Annotated in this window: 17 protein-coding genes and 1 tRNA gene; 15 read left to right on the top strand and 3 right to left on the bottom strand. The window is 54.0% G+C overall.

The window, feature by feature from the left end; genetic code table 11:
- Positions 1–208: 208 nt before the first annotated feature.
- Together CEE36_03080 and CEE36_03085 are read right to left on the bottom strand one after the other, a co-directional pair.
- Positions 209–3,649 carry a DNA polymerase III subunit alpha gene (locus tag CEE36_03080; GenBank protein ID TKJ43684.1) on the bottom strand — a complete coding sequence of 1,147 codons (3,441 nt, stop codon included), beginning with the start codon at positions 3,647–3,649 and terminating at the stop codon, positions 209–211.
- Positions 3,650–3,795: 146 nt separating this feature from the next.
- A complete protein-coding gene (locus tag CEE36_03085; protein ID TKJ43685.1) occupies positions 3,796–4,473 on the bottom strand; it encodes a hypothetical protein in 678 nt (225 codons plus the stop codon).
- A gap of 130 nt (positions 4,474–4,603) precedes the next feature.
- Here CEE36_03085 and CEE36_03090 point away from each other — a divergent pair, with 130 nt between their 5' ends.
- The 9 genes from CEE36_03090 to CEE36_03130 all read left to right on the top strand — a co-directional run bounded on the left by CEE36_03090 (position 4,604) and on the right by CEE36_03130 (position 12,641).
- Entirely contained in the window at positions 4,604–5,068 is a 465-nt protein-coding gene (locus tag CEE36_03090) for a dTDP-4-dehydrorhamnose 3,5-epimerase (GenBank protein ID TKJ43686.1), read from the top strand.
- Positions 5,065–6,093 (top strand): hypothetical protein, encoded by a 1,029-nt coding sequence (locus CEE36_03095; protein ID TKJ43687.1) that lies wholly within the window; start codon positions 5,065–5,067, stop codon positions 6,091–6,093. The genes CEE36_03090 and CEE36_03095 overlap by 4 nt, the downstream gene beginning before the upstream one ends.
- Positions 6,090–7,316, top strand: a complete 1,227-nt coding sequence (locus CEE36_03100) for a bifunctional 3,4-dihydroxy-2-butanone-4-phosphate synthase/GTP cyclohydrolase II (GenBank protein ID TKJ43688.1) — start codon at positions 6,090–6,092, stop codon at positions 7,314–7,316. The genes CEE36_03095 and CEE36_03100 overlap by 4 nt, the downstream gene beginning before the upstream one ends.
- Complete coding sequence (locus CEE36_03105) at positions 7,313–7,774, top strand: 6,7-dimethyl-8-ribityllumazine synthase (GenBank protein ID TKJ43689.1); 462 nt, start codon at positions 7,313–7,315, stop codon at positions 7,772–7,774. Before CEE36_03100 ends, CEE36_03105 begins: the two co-directional genes overlap by 4 nt.
- A 37-nt stretch (positions 7,775–7,811) precedes the next feature.
- Positions 7,812–8,249, top strand: a complete 438-nt coding sequence (gene nusB, locus CEE36_03110; protein TKJ43690.1) for a transcription antitermination factor NusB — start codon at positions 7,812–7,814, stop codon at positions 8,247–8,249.
- Positions 8,206–8,994, top strand: coding sequence for a hypothetical protein (locus CEE36_03115; GenBank protein ID TKJ43691.1), 789 nt, complete (start codon positions 8,206–8,208; stop codon positions 8,992–8,994). The genes nusB and CEE36_03115 overlap by 44 nt, the downstream gene beginning before the upstream one ends.
- A 60-nt stretch (positions 8,995–9,054) precedes the next feature.
- Positions 9,055–10,842, top strand: a complete 1,788-nt coding sequence (locus CEE36_03120) for a hypothetical protein (GenBank protein TKJ43692.1) — start codon at positions 9,055–9,057, stop codon at positions 10,840–10,842.
- A 10-nt stretch (positions 10,843–10,852) separates the two neighbouring features.
- A tRNA-Glu gene (locus CEE36_03125) sits at positions 10,853–10,924 on the top strand.
- 31 nt (positions 10,925–10,955) lie between these two features.
- Entirely contained in the window at positions 10,956–12,641 is a 1,686-nt protein-coding gene (locus CEE36_03130) for a hypothetical protein (protein ID TKJ43693.1), read from the top strand.
- On the opposite strand, the gene CEE36_03135 is transcribed toward CEE36_03130, so the two are convergent.
- Positions 12,633–13,472, bottom strand: a complete 840-nt coding sequence (locus CEE36_03135) for a hypothetical protein (protein ID TKJ43694.1) — start codon at positions 13,470–13,472, stop codon at positions 12,633–12,635. The two genes, CEE36_03130 and CEE36_03135, sit on opposite strands and share 9 nt — an antisense overlap.
- A gap of 291 nt (positions 13,473–13,763) precedes the next feature.
- Between CEE36_03135 and CEE36_03140 the strand changes: the two genes are divergently transcribed.
- The 6 genes from CEE36_03140 (at position 13,764) to CEE36_03165 (ending at position 21,273) form a co-directional block, all read left to right on the top strand.
- Positions 13,764–14,390, top strand: coding sequence for a protein-L-isoaspartate O-methyltransferase (locus CEE36_03140; protein TKJ43695.1), 627 nt, complete (start codon positions 13,764–13,766; stop codon positions 14,388–14,390).
- A 422-nt stretch (positions 14,391–14,812) separates the two neighbouring features.
- Complete coding sequence (locus tag CEE36_03145; GenBank protein TKJ43696.1) at positions 14,813–16,735, top strand: hypothetical protein; 1,923 nt, start codon at positions 14,813–14,815, stop codon at positions 16,733–16,735.
- Entirely contained in the window at positions 16,732–18,069 is a 1,338-nt protein-coding gene (locus CEE36_03150) for a sigma-54-dependent Fis family transcriptional regulator (protein TKJ43697.1), read from the top strand. The genes CEE36_03145 and CEE36_03150 overlap by 4 nt, the downstream gene beginning before the upstream one ends.
- Positions 18,070–18,323: 254 nt before the next feature.
- Positions 18,324–18,626 (top strand): hypothetical protein, encoded by a 303-nt coding sequence (locus tag CEE36_03155; GenBank protein TKJ43698.1) that lies wholly within the window; start codon positions 18,324–18,326, stop codon positions 18,624–18,626.
- A 41-nt stretch (positions 18,627–18,667) separates the two neighbouring features.
- On the top strand, positions 18,668–19,930 hold the full coding sequence (locus CEE36_03160) for a glutamate dehydrogenase (protein ID TKJ43699.1): 1,263 nt from the start codon (positions 18,668–18,670) through the stop codon (positions 19,928–19,930).
- A gap of 77 nt (positions 19,931–20,007) precedes the next feature.
- On the top strand, positions 20,008–21,273 hold the full coding sequence (locus tag CEE36_03165) for a glutamate dehydrogenase (GenBank protein ID TKJ43700.1): 1,266 nt from the start codon (positions 20,008–20,010) through the stop codon (positions 21,271–21,273).
- Positions 21,274–21,315: the final 42 nt, after the last annotated feature.

Consider the following 21,315-nt stretch of genomic DNA (forward strand, 5'->3'; position numbering starts at 1 on the left):
GCACCCCAAGGGGCACGCTGTCCACAAAGGGAGGGGGAACTGTAGCCCTCACCCCAACCCTCTACCCTATAGGATACCCTATGAGATGCAATAAAGTTAGCATCTCAAGGGGCACACTGTGCAGTAAAGTAGGTATCCCACGGGGCACGCTGAGATCTGCCCCTACATCTTTATCCCTTTGAGCTTAAAATCGCTTGCGTGGGGTGGATTATAGTTTTCCGTGCACGCGGACCCTGCGCACGCAGGGAATAGACTTCAAACGCTCTATAAGCTCTGCCGAAGGGCTTACCCTTATATCCTTGCTCCGTATACGGGTGCGTTCGTTATCATCTTCGCCGTTACTCAAGTTTATGTAAAAGGCGCAGCGTCCCGGAAACTCCTCCGTCAGTTTGCGTATCTTTAGGAGATTCTCCCTGGAGACTTCTTGTTCGTCAAGTTCCACGATCATCTTATTCAGTCTTGCCCGTGCGGCGCTGAACGGGATTATCTCTTCACTGAAGAGCTTTGCCCTTGTATCATCCTCACTAACCGCTGCGCGTCCCTTAACCAGTATGGGTTCGTCTGAGCGAAGGATCGAACGGTGCTGCTCGTAGAGCCTTGCGAACACGAACACGTCTATCTCACCGGTGAAGTCGCGCAGGGTTATAATTGCATATTCACGTCCATTCTTGTCGCGCTTTGCTTTGCGAGCCGCAACTGCCCCGCCAACAACAATGGTTTTACCGTCCATACGTTCGTCTATCTCTTCGATTGGAGATACATCAAGCGCTTCGTAGAGGTCCTGGTAGTCCTCCAACGGGTGCCCTGACAGGTAAAAACCGAATGCGTCCTTCTCGTAGCTTAAAAAATCGGTGGGCTTGAACTTCTTTTGTTTGCGCCTCTCTGACTTTTCCTTGATACCTTGTGTATCGGCGAAAAGCCCTTGTTGTTTCTCAAGTATCAGCCCGCGCTTGTTCCCCAGTCGTGAGATCTCGTCGGGAAGATGAGCTATCAGAAGCTCCCGGTCCGGGTCGATTGAATCGAAGCAACCGGCTTTGATCAGGAACTCCGCACACTTGCGGTTCACCGTTCCGTGGGTGCGGGTAAGGAAGTCTCGCATGTCGGAAAAAGGCTCTTTTGAGTTCTCTTGCTCGATAAGCTCCGCCGCGCCTCTCCCCACGTTCTTAATAGCCCCGATGCCGAAACGGATTGCATCCCCTTGGATTAGGAACTCATAACCGCTTTTGTTTATCTCCGGCGGAAGGATCTTAATCCCGAACTTGCGGGCATCGGCGATGAACTGAGCCATCTTTGCTTCCGAATGTCCCATCTCGTTGGTCAAAAGGGCGGTGAAGAACTCAAGCGGGTAGTTGGCCCTAAGATATGCGGTGGCGTAGGAGATATGGGCATATCCGGCGGAGTGCGACTTGTTGAATCCGTAGCCCGAGAAGGGCGCGATCTGGTCGAAGATAGCCTTAGCTACCTTCTCAGGTACCCCCTCTTTCTTTGCCCCTTCGAAGAACTGCTGCTTCATCTCGGCCATGAGTTCTGGTATCTTCTTTCCCATGGCGCGGCGCAGGTGGTCGGCCTGAACGTAAGAAAATCCGGCGATAGCTCGGGCGGTTTGCATCACCTGCTCCTGGTAGATGAACATACCGTGGGTTCCGGCAAGCACCGGTTCCAGACGCGGATGCAGGTAGGTGATCTCGCTTTCTCCGTGTTTGCGGCGGAAGAACTCATCCAGATCAATGTTGGCCAGTGGTCCGGGTCTGTAGATTGCGATAACCGCGATGATGTCCTCGATCTGGGTAGGACCAAGTTTTCTCAGAATCTCACGCATACCCCTGCTTTCCAGCTGGAAGATGCCAGTGGTCTCGGCGCGTTGCAACAGCTGGAAGGTTTTTTTATCATCCAGGGGAAGATTTTTGGTGTCGATTTTTTGACCGTCTTGGTTGATGAGCTTCTCGCTCATCTTGATCACCGACAGGGTTCTCAGCCCCAGGATGTCCATCTTTAAAAGACCGATTGAGTCCACGGCCTTCATGTCGAACTGGGTCGAGATACCGTCGTCTGCAGCCTTGTAGAGGGGGATGAACTCGGTCAATGGCTCGGGAGTAATCACCACGCCTGAGGCGTGGATTGATGCGTGGCGCGATATGCCCTCAAGCTTCTGAGCGACGTTAAACAGTCGCTCGTAGAGAGGATCGGTCTTGATGGCCTCGGTAAGTTCCTTCTGGGTGTTGCGTGCCTCACGAAGACTTGCGTTAAATGGGATGAGCTTTGCCAGCCTGTCGACCTCACCGAATGGGATGTCCAGCGCCCTTCCAACGTCGCGAACCGCGGCCTTGGCCTTCATGGTGTCGAAGGTGATGATGCGTGCGACGTTCTCCTGGCCGTAGCGCTCGTGGATATAGTCAATGACCCTATCGCGATCCTCGTCCGCGAAGTCTATGTCGATATCGGGAAGGGTTATGCGGTCAGGGTTCAGGAAACGCTCGAATATCAGTCCGTAGTGGATGGGGTCAAGCGCGGTGATGTCCAGTGAGTAAAGAACCAGGCTCCCAACCGCCGAACCCCGTCCTGGCCCCACAGGCACACCGGTCTTCCGTGCGTAGTCAACGATGTCTTTCACGATCAGGAAGTACCCGGCGAAGCCAGTCTTGCGGATGATAGCAAGCTCATGCTCAAGACGTTGCGCGTATATTTTTTTCTCCATAGGACACTTCTGGCGGCAGCCAGAGGAAGCGAGTTCCCTCAGATAGGACATCGAAGAGTCGAACTCCTTGGGGATAGGGTAGCGCGGCAGTTTGAAGTTGCGGGTATCCAGGTCAATGCTCACCATGCAGCGCTCGGCTATCTTGACCGTGTTTTCAAGAGCTTCAGGCAAATCCTTGAAAGCTTCGGCCATCTCCTTGGGCGATTTGAAGTACATCTCGTTTGACTCGAATCGCATCCGGTCAACATCGTCCACCTTCTTCCCGGTCTGGATTGCCAAGAGGACATCATGGGCGTCGGCGTCCTCGCGGCTAAGAAAGTGACAGTCGTTGGTGGCCACCACATCCACACCATCTTCTCGTGCCAGATCAACGATGAGTTTAATCATATCGGCACTTTCCGGCAGCCCCAGGTTCTGCACCTCAATGAAGAAGTTCTCAGGCCCGACGATGTCAAGGTAGGATCGCAGGGCTGCTCTGGCCGTCTTGATATCCCCCCGGGCCAACGCCGAGGGAATCTCACCTTTCCAGCAGCCAGAAAGACCAATGATTCCCTCGCTGTGCTCGGCAAGTATTTCCTTATCTATTCGAGGCTTATAGTAGAAACCTTCGAGATATGCGATAGAGGAAAGCTTTATAAGGTTCTTGTAGCCTTTATTGGTTGCGGCAAGCAGGGTAAGATGGTAGTTTGTTTCGCCCGAAGCAGGGGTTTCTTTCTTCTCGGAGATGGATCCGGAAGCAACGTAGGTCTCTATCCCTATTATGGGCTTTACCCCCCGCTTCTGCATCGCCTTGTAGAAGGGTACTGTGCCAAACATGTTCCCGTGATCGGTCATCGCCACCGCAGGCATCTTGAAGCGATGCGCCTGCTCGGCCAGTTCCTTGACCCGGATGGAACCGTCAAGAAGGCTGTACTCGGTGTGCAGATGAAGATGGACAAAGTTCGACTCAGGCATGGGATGATATTAACCTTCTCTTACCCCCTGTCAAGAAATTTAGTGCTCCTTTCCGCCTTCGACGGAAAGATCGCAGAAGCAATTCCTAGCACCTGGTAGTTTCTAGGATGATTCGTGGAGATATTGAAAGCTAAGAATCTATACCTTTACTGTTGCCTCTTCCCGAAGTGGTGGGTGTAGGCTAGACCCAGGCAGAAGCTCTGAAAGAAATCGTCGCCGTTGATGCGAAGGTCAGCCACCTCCAGCTTGGAGGGGAGCACGTCGGCGGCGGCGTACATGTGCAACCCCTTCACCGGATGGACGTTGATGAAGGCGGTCTGGGGGAGAAAGAGATAGGTGGTCTGCAGCCCCAAGGTAATGAATTCATGACCCCGTTCGTCTGAGAGACCCATCATGGGGGTAAGGCTGGCGATGTTGGGGAAATCGAGATCCATGCGCAGGGCAACGTTGAACCGGTTTTCAGCCGGGGTAGAGAGCTTGAGTCCCACGCATGACATGGGGACGGGTAGATGGTAAGCTCCGCTGTCGTCGTCGGGGTCGTCACCCCGCCAGTAGAGATCCGGAGAGACGAACATCCCGAAGCGCCCCTGGATCGAGAAGGTGTTGGAAACCCCGTAGGCGATGATGAAATCCGGCCTTGTACCCTTGAACGTCCCTTCAGCCGTACCCTGATTAACCTCGGTGCCCGACCGATAGGCCGACTGGTAGGCAAAGCCAGCGCCCACGGTCAATCCTTCATGCGCGATTGCCGAATCATACAACGGGGGAGACACGCACGCGGTGGCGATCAATGCCAGGGAAATTAGCAATTTAAGTATCTTCATAATATTGCCTCCTTAGGAGGAACAATAACGGTAAGATCCTCCGTTGTCAACTTATCTGCATCAGAAAAGGGGTTGTTCAGTATTTGCCTGCTGAGGTTGACTTGGCCGTAAACGAGCTTAAACTTAGGAGATGCGAGATAAAATCAAAGGTGTAGAGATAAAGGAGCTTCGCGTTATCCCTGACGAGCGCGGCTGGTTGATGGAGATATTGAGGGCGGACGATGCGTTATTTACCAAGTTCGGGCAGGTCTACCTCTCAACCGTCTATCCCGGAGTGGTAAAGGGCTGGCACTATCACAAGGTGCAGCGGGATAATCTGTGCGTTGTCAAGGGGATGGCCAAGCTGGTGCTCTATGATTGGCGCGATGACTCTTCCACCAAGGGCCAGTTGATGGAGTTATTCGCAGGGGAGAAGAATCCTTTACTGGTCTCTATTCCACCGGGGGTGCTGCACGGCATGAAGGGCATCGGAACCGAGCCGGCGTACTTCATAAACATCCCCACCGAGCTTTACAATTACGAGGAGCCTGACGAGTTCAGGGTAGACCCCCACTCAGGCGAGGTTCCCTACGACTGGTCAAGGAAGGACGGATGAGGAAGCGGTCAGTGCTCGTTACCGGAGGGGCGGGTTTCGTAGGCTCGCACCTGGTTGAGAGGCTGATCGAACGCGGCGATAGCAGGGTGACGGTTCTGGACAAGCTCGTCTATCCCGGCCGTCTGGATACCATACCTCGATCCGTTCGTAAAGACCCCAACTTCCGCTTTATCCGGGGCGACGCCGGTAACAAAAGAATCCTCGAACCGCTGCTCAAAGAGATAGACTCTATAGCCCACCTTGCAGCCGAGACACATATTGACCGCTCCATCCTTTCGATAGACACCTTCGTCAAAAACGACTTCGTGGCGTCTGCGCACCTGTTTGAAGCGCTTGTTTCATCCAGGGTCAAGCGGATTATTCATCTCTCCACCAGCGAGGTCTACGGCTCAGCACAGAAAACCCCTATGGATGAAGTCCATCCCATAGCCCCACAGTCTCCGTATGCAGCGACCAAGGCAGGGGCCGATCGTCTGGCCTACTCCTTCTACAAGACCTACAAGCTGCCTGTACTTATCCTCCGTTTATTCAACATGTACGGGCCGCGTCAGCATGTAGAAAAACTGATTCCTTTCTTTACCACAAACGCACTTCTTGACCTGCCTCTCTACGTCTACGGTGACGGCACTGCGGAGCGCGACTGGATGTGGGTGCAAGACGGTGCCGCCCTTATAGAAGCGGCACTCTTCGCAGGGAACTTCTCGCCCCTTGCAGGTCAGGAGATAAACGCAGGAACGGGCAGAAGCTTCTCAATAAACTGGATCACTGCAAGGATACTTGCGCGTCTGGGTAAACCAAAGACCCTGTTAAAAACCCACAAGGACCGGCCCGGTCACGTGGCAAAGCTCGTTGCGCGATCCACCAAGGCCGCAAAACTTCTGGGCTGGAGACCTAAAAAGCGCTTGGAGCAAGGGTTGGATGAGACCATAGATTGGTATAGCAAGAATCAGCGCTTCTGGCGTATGCGCCGTGCGGATGAACGCTTCAAGACATACACCAGGGCGTGGTACGGAAGAAAGCTGTGAGTGATTTTGCATCGATCGAGGATGCTGTAGAGGACATCCGTCAGGGTAAGTTGATAGTTGTGGTGGATGATGAGGACCGCGAGAACGAGGGTGATTTGATAGCCGCAGCCTCCAAGGCAACGCCTGAGATGATCAACTTCATCGTCAAGCACGGGAGGGGTCTACTTTGTGCACCCATCACCAAGGAGAGAGCTGAGGAGCTCCAGCTTCCCCCGATGGTCGAGCGCAACACCGAGAAGCACGGCACCGCGTTCACCGTATCCGTGGACTACAAGCACGGTACCACCACAGGCATCTCTGCATTCGACAGGGCAAAGACAATCCTGTCTCTCGTTGACCCCTCCACCCGTCCTGACGATCTGGCCCGACCAGGTCACATCTTTCCACTCGTGGCCAAGAAGGGTGGAGTGCTGCGACGCGCCGGTCATACCGAGGCAACGGTAGATCTTGCCCGACTTGCTGGACTTTACCCCGCCGGACTGCTCTGCGAGATCATGGACTCCGACGGCTCCATGGCCCGACTCCCGCGTCTTCAGGAGATCGCTCGCGAGTTCTCCTTAAAGATCATAACCATCAAGGACCTTATCGCCTACCGCCAGCGCCGCGAGAAGCTTGTCCGCCGACTCTTCTCCGCTTCACTTCCCACCCGTTACGGCGAGTTCAAGCTGATAGTTTACGAGGCTGTCATAGAGGGAAACCATCACCTTGCCCTGGTTAAGGGAGCCGTTGAAGGTAGGAAGAACGTTCTGGTTCGTGTGCACTCCCAGTGCCTTACAGGCGACGTGTTCGGCTCGGGCCGCTGCGACTGCGGTGATCAGCTTCACGAGGCGATGCAAAAAATCGAGGCAGAAGGTCTTGGCGTGCTCGTCTACATGCGGCAGGAGGGAAGAGGCATAGGGCTTTTGAACAAACTGGTCTGTTACAGACTGCAGGATCAGGGGCTGGATACGGTTGAGGCGAACGTGGCTATCGGCTTCCCGCCTGACGCCCGCGACTACGGGATCGGAGCCCAGATCCTTGCAGATCTTGGGCTTACAAGTATCCGCCTCATGACCAACAACCCTGCCAAGCGCATAGGGCTTGAGGGTTATGGGCTCGAGGTTGTTGAACGCGTGCCTTTAGTTATCCAGCCCCACGAGCATAACCGCTTCTATCTTGAGACCAAGCGGGATAAGTTGGGGCATTTGCTTGATCCCTCAAATGGCAAGGAGGAAGATAAATGAAGGTTACCGAACAAAAGGGCAGCCTTGACGCAGAAGGGCTAGCCTTCGGGATAGTTGTCTCGCGCTTCAACGAGCGCATCACCAAGCTTTTACTTGAGGCTGCCTTGGATTGTCTTGATCGCCACAAGGCGGATGGGGTTCAGGTTTGCTACGTGCCAGGGACCTTCGAGGTTCCACATGCGGCCAAGGTCATGGCCAAAGACAAAGGCGTTGATGCGGTGATCTGTCTTGGTGCGGTTATTCGCGGCGAGACCCCCCACTTTGAGTTCGTGGCGGCCGAGGCGGCCAAGGGGATCGCAGCACTTGGCCTTCAGTTGGAGAAACCAGTGATCTACGGTATCATCACCGCCGACTCGACAGAGCAGGCCATGGAGCGTGCCGGGGTCAAGCAGGGCAACCGGGGTTGGGATGCGGCCCTTGCTGCAATCGAGATGGCGAACCTGGCTAAAGAAAAATAACACCTTCCCGGTGGAAGGAAGAGGGATTTAAGATCGGGTGAAGAAGGATACATTCAAGGGGCCCAGGACTCGTGCCCGAATCGCGGCTGTGGAGGTCCTGTACCGTATCGATCTGGTAGAGGCAGAACCCTCACAGGTTACAGAAGAGGTCATACGCCGTCGAAGACTTAGGGCTAACTCCGCCGACTATCTCCGAACCCTGATCCAAAAGACGATCCAGGAGCAGGAACGGATAGATGCCTCGCTTTCACGCTCCCTGACCGACTGGAAACTGGATCGGCTATCCTACGTGGATCGGGCCATTCTACGTCTGGCCACCTGCGAGATTCTCTTCCTGGCAGAAATCCCTCCCAAGGTCTCGATAGACGAGGCGGTGGAGCTTTCCCGCTTCTACGGGACCCAGAGCTCGGCGCGATTCGTGAACGGGGTGCTTGACTCTTTATACAAGCGGGAGGTCCTGGTCTCAGAGCGGTGAAGGTTACACTATAGTGAAGGTAGCGGTTCTTTCAGACATACACTCAAATATCGATGCGCTTGAGGCGGTAATAAAGGACGCTAAGGATTGGGGGGACTGCCAGTGGCTTGTTGCAGGAGACATAGTAGGCTACGGTGGTGCCCCAAACGAGTGCATCGAGATGCTAAGACAGCTTGGTGCCGTCTGCATCGCGGGCAACCACGATTGGGGAGCGGTCGAGAAAACCTCTATCTACTACTTCAACTCAGCCGCACGGCAAGCTGTACTCTGGACAAGCAAGAACCTCTCCGCTGAATCCAGAAGCTATCTTGAAGAACTTCCACTTACATTGATCAATGGAGAGATCAGCCTTTCCCATGCGGACTTCACGAACCCTGCAAGCTGGGAGTACGTTTTTACGCTTTATCAGGCCAGGAGGCAGTTTGATGGATTTGCCACCCGCCTGGGTGTGATCGGCCACTCCCATGTGCCTTTTATCGTCCAGGCATCTGAGGAGGATGGACGAGCGGAGCAGGTGATGGAAACCTCAGTCAAGTGGGAAAAGGGCAGCCGTTTTCTAATAAATTCCGGAAGCGTGGGTCAGCCTCGTGACGGCGATCCTCGTTCATGTTACCTGAGGGTGGACTGTTCGGGTCGTGAGATCGCCTTGCGTCGTGTAACCTACGATGTTGCTGGAGCTCAACGCCGCATATCAGAATCGGGCCTGCCTTCCTCGCTTGCCGAACGGCTTCCTCTTGGTAGATAGTTGACTTCTGCCTTGATCGCGCTAGAATTAAATCAAGGTTGTTAACGGAGGAATAAGCCGATGATTATGAATCTGCGAAAAAGGGCGAAAATTATTATGTTCATCGTCCTTATCTCATTTGGAGGGTTGATGGTGCTGGGTTGGGGTGCTGATATAACATCCCGTGGCGGGAGAAGCAGGAGACGCAAGGTAAAGGAAAACGTCCTGGCCGTGGTAGAAAAGGAGGAGGTTACCTCCCAGGATTACGCTGCGGCTTACAATCGTCTGGCCTCTCAAATAGGTGAAGAGGAATGGAGGAATTTGAGTGAGGCAGAACGTCGTGAACTCGCCGCGGCCACTTGGGAGGAGGCTTTGGGGGACGCGATCTGGAAGTTGGCGATCAAGCGTGAGCGCGTCGCCCTGGGAGAAGCGGAGCTGCGTGAGATCATGATGTTCACACCGCCTCAAGAACTCTTGCAAGATTCATCCTGGTATACTGACGGGGAGTTCAACTACCAGCTTTACTGGCAGATGCTTGCCGATCCCAACCCCACCCCTCAGATACAGCGATTCATCGAGATATACAAGGCGGAACTTGGCCGTGAGGTAATGCGTTCAAAGCTGCGCTCTGACGTAACTAATGGGCTACGGCTCACCCGAAATCAACTCGTAGAAGCACAGCTCAGGGCGGGAACGAAGATGATTCTTGAGGCCTTATTCATCTATGAGCTGCCACAGGTTGATTCAAACGTCACCCAGGCAGAACTACAGGCCTACTACGAGGAAAACATAAAGTACTTCGAGCGCAAGAAGTGGTGGGAGCTACGAACCCTTCTCTTCCCCATATACCCTTCCTCTGAGGACTCAAGCTTCTTGATCGAAAGGATCGAAGATGCAGTGGCGGCTCTTGCGGCCGGGTATGATTTCGACCAGATAGCCCTGGACTTCACGCAGGATTCAAGCAGAAGCGTAACCCGCTCGATTGATCTACTGGACGCGGTGGAATATGAAGCGCTTGGCTTACTTACCGAAGGCGAGGCCTCAGAGCCATACTTCGACAGAGGTGGATGGCATCTTGCAAAGATTGTTAAAAGAACCCCAAATGATATTGCCTACCAGGAGATATACTTCCCACTTGAGTCCAGCGCCGAGACCAGGAAGGCGGTTCGGGCGCGTATAGACGAGTTCAGCAAACGCACCCGTAAGGAGAACCTGGACTCTTTAGCCGCAGAATACGGAGTCTCAGCACGCGTTGGCCCATACGTCCGCGAAAGCAAGGATGTTGTGATGCCAAGATTCCCTTACACTGAAGCCGTCAAGACCTACGCTTTAGGCTCGCATGTAGGCGATATAAGTGAACCATTCCCGGAGGTCAGGGGTGTATACTACGTATTTGCGACCGTAGACATAGCAAAGCAGAAGATTATTCCCCTGGACAGCACCCTGGAATACGTAAGTGGCCGGGTAATTCGTGAAAGGGCCAAGAATGCTCAGCGCGATTACGCAATTCAGCTGCGTCGAAAGATCCAGGCCGGGGCCGATTTCCCCTCGCTTGTTGGTATGCCGCACGTAAGTATAGATACCTTGCATTTTGGATCTTACTTTGAAGCGGAGACCCGATACGGTGCGGAGATGGCCGGTGCCTGTTACGCTATCGACGTAGGCCAGATGAGTGGTCCGGTAAAGTGCGACATCGGCTACGGCTTCTTCCGCTGCTTAGAGCGTGAGTTTGACCCGGCTTCCGAACTCGTGCCGACCGCGATACAAAACGAACAGACGGTTATCCTTAACGCCCTGGCTGAAGAGGTCTTCCCGCGCAGTGACGTGAAGGACTACCGCAGGGCAGACAATTACTACGGAGGAGGATAAAATAGGCTATGGCCCCATCGTCTAATGGTTAGGACATCACTCTTTCAAGGTGAAGATACGGGTTCGATTCCCGTTGGGGCTATTGGTTTCTAGCTAAATAGAGGAGGTCCGTGGTGAAAAGGAATACTTTCCTCATACCTATAATTATTTCCGTGTTTCTTTTATGGGATGGCCATGCTCAAGCCCGGCCCAACCGTTGGGCGCAGAACGGTGCGCTGGATGTCTTCTACGCACCCACAGGCGAGCAGGGGTTGCTCTCCTTTAGCTTCATCCATCTGGCAGGCGGGTATTCAGATCACGTCTATGGTCATGACTACAGCGGAATCGGTTTCGCTCCCCTATCATTCCTCGAGTTCTCCACCGCGGTCTACGCGGACGGTTTCCGCTCAGACGACTACCGTTACCTCATGGGTCCTATCATGCTCTCTCCTGCCCTGAAAACGGGTTATGACTTTTACCTTGGCTCCGAACCGAATGAGAAGAGATTCTTCCTGGCTCCTGGTTTAGTGGCTCTCGGTCGGTTCGCCACCGCAAGCGTCTGGGTCGGCGATTCAACATCAGTCCCTGATCCGCCTCCGGCCCTTGATCTTGTGGGGATACTTGGCGTGGGCTACGATATAGTTGGGTTCTATATCAACGCAGGCTACGGCATGGGGTTTGAGTCAGGCGAGGTTAACACCTCGCTTCCCTGGGGAGCGGCTTTGCAGGTCTCGCCCATCGAGATACTCGATCTCGCTGTGGAGGTAACAAACCGTACCCCGACTGATGACGTACTTTCGTTTGATGCCTTACAAGTGACGCCTATGGTTCGTATGAGTACCGCTGCGGTAACTGCCGCGACCTTTGATCTCGCAGTGCCCATAGGTATAGGTTCATCGCTTTACCCATGGAAGATCGAGCTTGGCATCTCGGCGGGATTCGATCTGATCCAACCTCCAAAGATTCCTCGCGCGCACCTTCTGGGGCGTGTTGTTGATGAAGAAACGACCGATCCACTGGCGGCAAGGCTCATCTTCCCGGAAGCCGAGATAGAACCGGTGATGACCGATTCAGCGACCGGCGATTACTCGGTAGAGCTTACGCTAGGGGTATACCGCATCCGTGCCGAAAGCCCAGGATACAAGTGGAAGGAGAAGGGGGTCGTGCTTCAGGATGGGGACGAAAGGGTGCTGGACTTCTCACTGGCAAAGGAAAGACAACCCCGGGCTCAGCTTTCAGGGACCGTAAAGGATACCAAAAGCGGCGAGGCGCTCGAAGGGGTGCTCGTATCATTCGGCAGGACCGATATACCCGAGGTTACTACCGACGCCCTGGGGATCTTCAAGGCTGCGGTTCCACAGGGAGACTACCTTGTTACCTTCTCCAGGGAAGGCTACGCACAGGAAAAGCGTTCGGTCTCCTTGAAGGATGGCGAGGTTAGAGAACTAAATGTGAGCCTTTCACCGTCCGAACCTGCCCGGATGCCTGAGTTCGAAAACGTGCTCTTCAATCCGGGCAGTGCGGTCATCATGCCTGAAAGCTACGCGGTGCTGGAAGAGGTGACCCGCTTCCTTGAAACCTACCCTACGGTTCACATCCAGATAGGGGGACATACCGACAGCGTGGGCGAGGAGGAGGTAAACATGCGGCTCTCCCAGCAGCGTGCCGATGCGGTCAAGGGCTGGCTTGTTGCCAGCGGGATAGATGCCTCGCGCCTCATGGCACGCGGATACGGTGAAACAAGGCCTATCGGTGACAACCGCACCCGAAGCGGTCAGAGGGCAAACCGCCGCATAGAGTTCGTTATCCTTTCAGAGTAGAAGCTCTTCGATCTCTTTAAGCTTCTTTTCAGGAACCCCCCTTTGCCTGGCCACATCAAGCAGCCTGCGGGAAAGCAAGCGATAGAGCCTCTTTTGGGCAGGCAATTTCTCAAGGCCGTTCAAGTTCTTAATGATAGTGTCCTTATCACCCCGAACAAGAGGGCCGGAGAGTGCATCCTCCAGGGAACCACTCTCAGCAGCGTTGCAGACTGTTTCTAAAGCAAGACGAGTTATTGAACCCCTTCTCTCCTCCTCGCTCAATCCCAAGGATAAGCCTATGTCATCAGAGTACTTGAGCAATCCCACAACCAGGTTTGATGCAAAAATGCACATCGCGTGGTAGAGGGGTTTTTCTTTTTGAGAGATGATAAACGTTCTTGCACCTGTTCGTTCGAGCACAGGTCGGAAGAAAGCCATCGCTTGCTTGCTTCCCTCAAGGGCGAAGTAGACATCCTTGAATACGTCTTTTGCCAACTGAGGGTACGGGAAGGTCTGGGCAGGATGCGCTGAGAGGCGAAGAGGGACTTCAAAGACTTCACTCGTAAGGGCCCCGGAGAAGTGCACCAAAAGGCTCTTTGGATTGATGAAATCCCTCAACTCTTCATACAGCGATGCTATCCTGTCGTCAGGCACGGCAAAGAGAAGGGCAGTCGCCTCGCTTGCCAAGGAAGGTGCAGGAAACACCGGACACCTTAAGAGATCGGCACCCCTGCGCGCGGCCACAGGATCGGTATCTGATACCCCAACAAAGGTCTCGCCAGCGTTATATAAAGCCGCCGCCATGCTGAGCCCGATGTTGCCCGCACCATACAGACCAAACCTGAACTCCATACTAAGAAGTTACGCGCAAGAGCAGATATGTCAAGTGCAAAACCGGCAATACCCCCGTCTTTCCCCTACGGTGGTTGCGAACTTTCGCCTTGAAGAAGAGGATGAGATAAGGGGTGAGTAGTTCTCTTCGGCACGATAGACTTCTATAATGGTGAAGGTCAACATCCAGCGTAGCTACTACGAGAGCTAGCACCTCTGGTGTCCTGGCAAACATCTTTTGGCGTAGGAACACAGGGTTTTCTTACAGACCGAGTGTGTTGACCCACACTCAAGCATACGCTATAATGGAAGATGCAATCCAACGAACGAGATCTCCAAAGGTTGATCCACGCCCTGCGCAGCAAGGGCATAGGAGATGAGAGGATACTCAAAGCGTTCGTGAGCGTACCTCGTCACCTCTTCGTGCCGCCTGGGCTGGAACATAAAGCCTATACTGACGCAGCCCTTCCCATAGGCGGCTCTCAAACGATCTCCGCCCCATCCACGGTGGCAGCAATGCTTACCGCTCTCCAATTATCTTCTCGAGACCGCGTGCTTGAGATCGGGACAGGTTCGGGCTTTCAGACGGCGCTCTTGACCAAACTGGTCGCCGAGGTCTACAGCATCGAACGCGACCTTTCTCTACTAAAGGAGGTAGGGGAGAGGCTCGTTCGTGCCGGGTGTGGGACAGCACATCTTCGTGCAGGTGACGGGATGCTGGGATGGTCAGAGCATGCCCCTTACGACGCAATCATCGTGAGCGCTGGGACCGAGGAGGTGCCGTCTAACCTGGTGGATCAACTCAAGCCGGGCGGCCGGATGGTTATCCCGTTGAAAGGTCGTCTCAACCTGATAACCAAAACTCGAGGAGGATTGCGCTCACGCGAGCTCTCCGAGTGCCAGTTCGTGCCGCTCCTGCCTGGACACACGGAGAGTTAATCATCCACCAGCTTACTGGTGAAAACCACCTCAGAATCACCGGCTTCGCGGCTATGATTCGATCCCCCTACATGGACCGATAGAAGTAAAGTCCTGCCGGAATATCATCCGTTGCACAGAGAAGTTTGCGGGTGCCAGGTTGAATAGAGCGGCTGTAAACCTCTCGGCCCGAAGCATCGTAGATTTCAACCTGTTCAGAATAAGTTCTTCTCCCGCACGTTGCCGAACGGGTCCCGGATGGAGTTTACCCAAAGCTCAGCACTTAAGCCGAGAGCAAGAAGTAGTATCAAAATACTCATCTTACGTAATATATCTCCTCCTTAATGCAAATAGTTCATCCCCCAGGTGGCTATTGTCAAGGGGTTGGGGTATCCAAACATCGCTTGACATTTGAGGCTAAATTATTAGTATAGTTTATACCTATGACAGGCAAAAGCTCAAGGTCGGTTGACACCAAAGCGAGGGCAAGCAAGAGATCTCACGATTTTTCGGCACTCTCGCGGAGGATACTGCAGTTCGCCAACCGCGGCGCGCCTAGGATTGAGTTCCAGCGCGAGGTCTCAAGGATGCTCATCCGCTTCTCCGGATGCGATGCGGTTGAGCTGCGCATCACCGACGGCAAGCTGCACTACCGGTGGGAAGCCAGGATGGAACCCAATGAGCGCTTTCAGTTCGAGAAACTCCCCTATATACAGGATGAGAAGGGGCTGGCGCTCCCATGCCTGCCGGATGGTTCAAGCCTGGAACAAACCTGTAAGATACTGTTAGGTGGTAACTTTGACAGCTCCTATCCTTACTTCACCAAAACCGGCAGCTTCTGGACTGGCAACCTGAAGGAGGTGCTGAGTTCCCAAACGGGCGAGGAAACCCCTCCTGATCTGGCGTCTACCGGTGATTACTCCTCACTCGCCATGATCCCTTTTGTAATAGACGATAACAATAACGGGCTGATTCAATTAAAAAGCAGAGAGAAGAACTTCTTTACCGTTGAAGAGATAGAGTTCTACGAGGGCGTTGCCCAGACCATAGGGATAGCAATGGCAGGCCGCAGAGCACAGACCAAACTGCGTGAGCGCGTCAAGGAACTCTACTGCCTTTACGGGATAGCCCGACTGGTTGAGGAGCCGGGCATATCTCTTGAGAAGATCCTTCAGGGCATAGCCGATTTGTTGCCACCAGCCATGCGATACCCGGATATAGCCTCGGCTAGGATAATACTGGATGATAAGGATTACTGCTGCCCGCCGGAGTGTCACGAGACCCGCTACCGGCTGGCCGCGGATATCGTAGTCGAGGGAGTGAAACGAGGCGTGGTGGAGGTGTTCTACTCAGAGGAGAAGCCTGAGCTTGAGGTGGAGCTTTTCATCGCAGAGGAGCAGAGCCTTCTGGATGCTGTGGCCGCTCAGCTCGTGCTTATAATCGAACGCAGGCAGTGGGAAGCCGAACGGACCAAGCTTGAGGAACAGCTTCGTCACGCGGATCGCCTGGCTACTCTGGGCCAGCTTGCAGCAGGCGTGGCACACGAGCTTAACGAACCCCTGGAAGGTGTGCTTGGGTTTGCACAGCTTGCCCGCAAATCCGATGGTCTACCCAAGCAGGCAGGAAAAGATATCGAGAAGATCGAAAACGCAGCACTTCACGCCAGGGAGGTGGTAAGGAAGCTTCTCATATTCGCCCGTCAGATGCCCACCCATAAAACACTCCTCAACCTTAACCAGGTGGTGGAAGAAGGACTCTACTTCCTTGAGAGCCGCTGCGAAAAGGAGGGGATCGAGGTGGTGCGCGATCTTGCCGAGGGGCTGGCTGAGATCACCGCCGACCCGTCACAGCTGAACCAGGTGCTTATCAATCTGGTCGTAAATGGACTCCAGGCAATGTCTGGCGGAGGAAGGCTCACCATAAGAACAAGAGCAACAGAGAAGAAGGTTATTCTGATCGTGGAGGATACGGGTGTGGGTATGGACGAGGAGGTTCAAAGACAGATATTCCTGCCCTTCTTTACCACAAAGGAGGTCGGGCAAGGAACCGGTCTTGGGTTGGCCGTGGTTCACGGGATCGTCACCTCACACGGGGGGACGATCGAGGTTGAAAGCAAGGAAGGCAAGGGATCACGCTTCACCGTAAAACTACCCCTTACCCGTACCCCTTCGGGGCATTCTCACAATTACTCGAAGCATACGCTCCGTTCAAAAGGGAATAACACCCGTAACACCCGTACCCCTTCGGGGCATTCTCACAATTACTCGGAGCATACGCTCCGTTCAAAAGGAAATAACACCCGTAACACCCGTAACACGCCTACGCGTCCTGAGGGACGCGATGAAACTAACAAGGAGACCGAATGACGTCACCTGAAAGTGAACGCATCCTGATAGTAGATGACGCTGTTGATACCCTGGAGGTCCTACAGCGTAATCTGGCATCACAGGGCTATCAGGTCTTTACCGCGCAAAACGTGCCGGAAGCCTTAAGGTTGCTTGAAGACACCCAGGTTGATCTGGTGATAACCGATTTAAAGATGCCCGGGGCAAGTGGCCTGGATCTGGTGCGATACGTGCGGGAGAACCTTGCGGACACCGAGGTGATGATGATTACAGGATATGCCACCGTAGAGGGTGCTGTTCAGGCGGTAAAGCAAGGGGCCGAGGAGTATCTTTCAAAGCCCTTTACCGACGAGGAGCTTTTCTTGGCGGTAAGAAAGGCGCTTGACAAACTACGTATGCGCAGGGCCGCGCAGGTATCCGAGGATATCCCGTCGCCTCATGGGATAATCGGCTCCTCAAAGGTCATGCGCGAGGTCTTCGGCGCCATCCATAAGGCGGCGTCAACCCCGGCTACGGTGCTCATCACAGGGGAAAGCGGCACTGGCAAGGAGCTTGTGGCCAGGGCTATCCACTACTCAAGCCCACGTGCCTCACCACCCTTCGTGCCTATCAACTGCGGGGCTATACCGCATGAACTCCTGGAATCGGAACTCTTCGGGTATGTTAAGGGTGCGTTTACCGGCGCGGCAACGACCAGGGCAGGTTTCTTTCAAACCGCAGACGGCGGCACCATCTTCCTTGACGAGATCAGTGAAACAAGTCCGGCCATGCAGGTTAAGCTCTTGCGGGTGCTGCAGGACAAGGAGATCTTCATGCTCGGCTCACGAAAATCCGAAAAGGTTGATGTGAGGATTATTGCCGCAACCAATAAAGACCTACAGGCCCTTGTCAAAAAGCAAAACTTCAGGGAGGACCTTTACTACCGCCTCAACGTCATTACCATTGATCTTCCACCGCTGCGGGAGAGGGATGACGACATACTCCTGATGCTGCGACATTTTACGGAAAAGTTTGCAGAGGAGCTTGGCAAACCCACACCTAGCTTCTCTGACGAAGCGCTTGAGGTTCTAAAGAACTACCACTGGCCCGGTAACGTGCGGGAACTCGAGAACGTAACCCAACGGTTGGTGGTGATGGTGGAGGGGGATACGATAGATGTTAAGGATTTGCCGGCACTTATGCGCTTTTCTCCAAAGGCTCAGGGATTTGAAAGGACCTTGGCCGAGGTGGAGGCAGAACACATACGCAACGTGTTGGCAAGCGTTAACGGCAACAAAACCAAAGCAGCAGAGATACTCCAAATCGACCGAAAGACCTTGCGCGAAAAACTCAGGAAGATGGAAGAATCCCAGTAAGAAGGTGGGGCGTTTCTCCTCACCGGGACACATCTCCCCGCCAATTTTAATCCAGGGGGAGACTGAAGCTGCATCCCAAAGCCCATCCATCCACTTCTAACTATTTAATCTAGCTTGACTTAACTAAGCCATCCTCATCGTAACTCACATTTAGGCTAGCCTGGCACGAATATTGCAAGCTAGGGGGTGAGTCGCTCACAAGGACGGCTCCTGGAAAAGCTCGTGAAAAGAAATCACACGCAAAGGAGGATTTCATGCAGACATCAACAGTTCAAGAGACCAAAAAGGCTGTTAAGCCGAAGTATCGGGGGCTTTGCTCTACCTGCAAGAACGCTGCAACCTGCACCTTTCCTCGTGACCCCGCTCGTCCAATAATGCACTGCGACGAGTTCGACGGCTACGAGGGTCCAAAGACTAGGGTAGTCCCAAGGGTTGCCAAGCCAGAGGCCGCCGACGAGGTGGAGTTCAAAGGACTGTGCCGCAACTGCGAGAACCGTCATCACTGCGTCTTTCCCAAGCCTGCAGGCGGTGTTTGGCAGTGCGACGAGTATTGTTAGCAGGCTAAAGAGATGACAACCTAAAACCCAAGATTAGAGATATGAAAAAGGCGAGCGTTTACGATAACGTAACCAAGCAGTTTAACAAGGCTGCTGATTTGATGCATCTGGATCCTGAGATCCGCAAGGTACTTGCTAGAACCAACAATGAGGTAATCGTCAACTTTCCGGTTAAGATGGACGACGGCCACATCGAGATGTTCACCGGTTACCGGGTGCAGCACAACAACGTGCTTGGCCCTTACAAAGGGGGGCTGCGTTTTCACCCGGCGGTAGACATCGACGAGGTTCGCGCCCTTGCCACCTGGATGACATGGAAGTCGGCCATAGTGAACCTCCCGTTCGGTGGAGCAAAAGGCGGCATCCAGATCGATCCATTCAAGTACTCGGCAAGCGAGCTTGAGCACATCACCCGCCGATTCACCTTTGCCCTGGGCTCGAACATAGGGCCTGAGTTCGACATCCCGGCACCGGACGTAAACACCAACCCTCAGATAATGGCCTGGATCCTGGATACCTACCTCTCCACCATACCTGCCCACGAGCGTCAGGCGGCAGTCCATGTAGTTACCGGCAAGCCTGTCGAGTCGGGTGGGAGCATAGGCCGCAACAAGGCTACTGGCCAGGGTGTGGTCTTTACCATCGAGCAGTGGGCCAAAGATACCAACTTTGATCTTGAGGGTGCGGCATACTTCGTTCAGGGATTCGGGAACGTGGGTTCCTGGGCGTCCCGTCTCCTCAAACCCCACGGTTCAAAGCTCGTTGCTGTCGAGGATGTAAGCGGGGCTATTGCCAATCCAAAGGGGATCGATCCCGACGACCTTTATGAGTATACGCAGAAGAATAAGGGATTGATTGGCGGCTACGCAAAGGCCAAACCTATTGATCACGAAACCTTCCTTGCGACCAAGGCCGACATCTTCATCCCGGCGGCTCTTGAGAACCAGATCACACTAAAGACCGCTCCAATGCTTAACGTGAAGCTGGTTGCCGAAGGCGCAAACGGTCCCACCAATCCGGACGGTGATAAGATTCTTAATGAAAAGGGAACCGATCTTCTTCCAGACGTCCTTTGCAACGCGGGCGGCGTGATCGTAAGCTACTTCGAGTGGCTGCAGAACAAACGCAGCGAGTTCTGGGATCTTGAAGAGGTGGATGGAAAACTGCACCGCAAGATCGTTGCAGGCTACGAACGCGTTCGCGATACGGCTCGAGAGCACAACATAGACTGGCGAACCGCGGCCTACATCGTCGCTCTCTCACGTCTTGAAACGGTATACAAGGAACGTGGAATCTTCCCATGAGCAGCCCCGTAACACCCGTAACACCCGTAACACCCGTAATACACGTAACACACGGTAACAGCAAACCGTAAGGAGTGATGATGAAGAAGGAAACCGGTTTCTACGGCGACGTTCTTGAGGGGCTCCATAATGCCGCGGATTTGATGAAGCTAGACTGTGAGGTTCTCAAAATCCTTACCAAGACTACCAACGAGATTACCGTCAACTTCCCGGTAAAGATGTCAAACGGTCTGGTGGAGATGTTCACTGGCTATCGTGTGCAGCACAACAACGTGATGGGTCCCTACTCGGGCGGACTTCGCTTTCATCCCTGGGTTGATCTGGGAGAGATGCGCGCGCTTGCTACTGTGATGACGTGTAAGGCGGCTATCGCCGGTATCCCATTCGGCGGGGCTGCAGGCGGGATCCAGTTCAACCCCTCTGACTACAACTCCTCTGATGTGGAACGAATCACCCGCCGCTTTACCTACTCACTTGGCTCGAACATCGGAGCGGAGTACGACATACTCACCTCGGACGTGAACACAAACCCCCAAACTATGGCCTGGATACTGGATACCTACCTCTCTACCATGCCTCCGGAAAAAAGGCAGGCCAAAACACACGTGGTCACCGGCAAACCCATCCACCTGGGCGGCAGCGTCGGACACGACAAAGCAGCGGGCCAGGGGCTTGTCTTTGCCATCGAGGAATGGGCAGCTGGTCACCGTTTCGATCTTGAGGGTGCTGCCTACACGGTTCAAGGATTCGGAAGTGTAGGTGTTTGGACCTCCATCTTGCTCAATCAAAAAGGAGCAAAACTCGTTGCCGTTGAGGATACCTCTGGGCCCATCCTTAACCCGGATGGAATTGATCCTGAAGACCTTTTCGCCTACGACAAGGAGAACGGACGCATAGCAGGCTACCCCAATGCAAAACCGATAGATCACGAGGCCTTCCTTGCTACAAAAGCCGATATATTCATCCCAGCCGCGTTGGAGTATCAGATCACCGCCCAGACCGCACCCAAGCTCAACGTCAAGTTGGTGGTCGAGGGAGCCGACTGCCCCTGCGATCGAGATGGCTCAAAGATCTTGAAGGAGAGGGGAATTGAGGTGCTCCCAGACATCCTGTGCAACTCCGGCGGCGTGATCGTGAGCTACTTCGAGTGGCTGCAGAACAAACGAAGCGAGCTGTGGGAACTTGAAGAGGTAGACCGCAAACTGCAGAACAAGATGAAGGACGCTTACCACCGGGTGCGCGACCGAGCAGCGGAGTTCAATACCGACTGGTGCACCGCCGCACGCATCGAGGCACTTACCAGACTGGAGAGAATCTACAAGAGACGAGGTATCTTCCCGTAACCCGTAACACCGTAACCCGTAACACGGGCATAAATTTCCCCT

The sequence above is a fragment of the candidate division TA06 bacterium B3_TA06 genome (assembly GCA_005223075.1).
GTDB lineage: Bacteria > Hydrothermota > Tepidihabitantia > B3-TA06 > B3-TA06 > B3-TA06.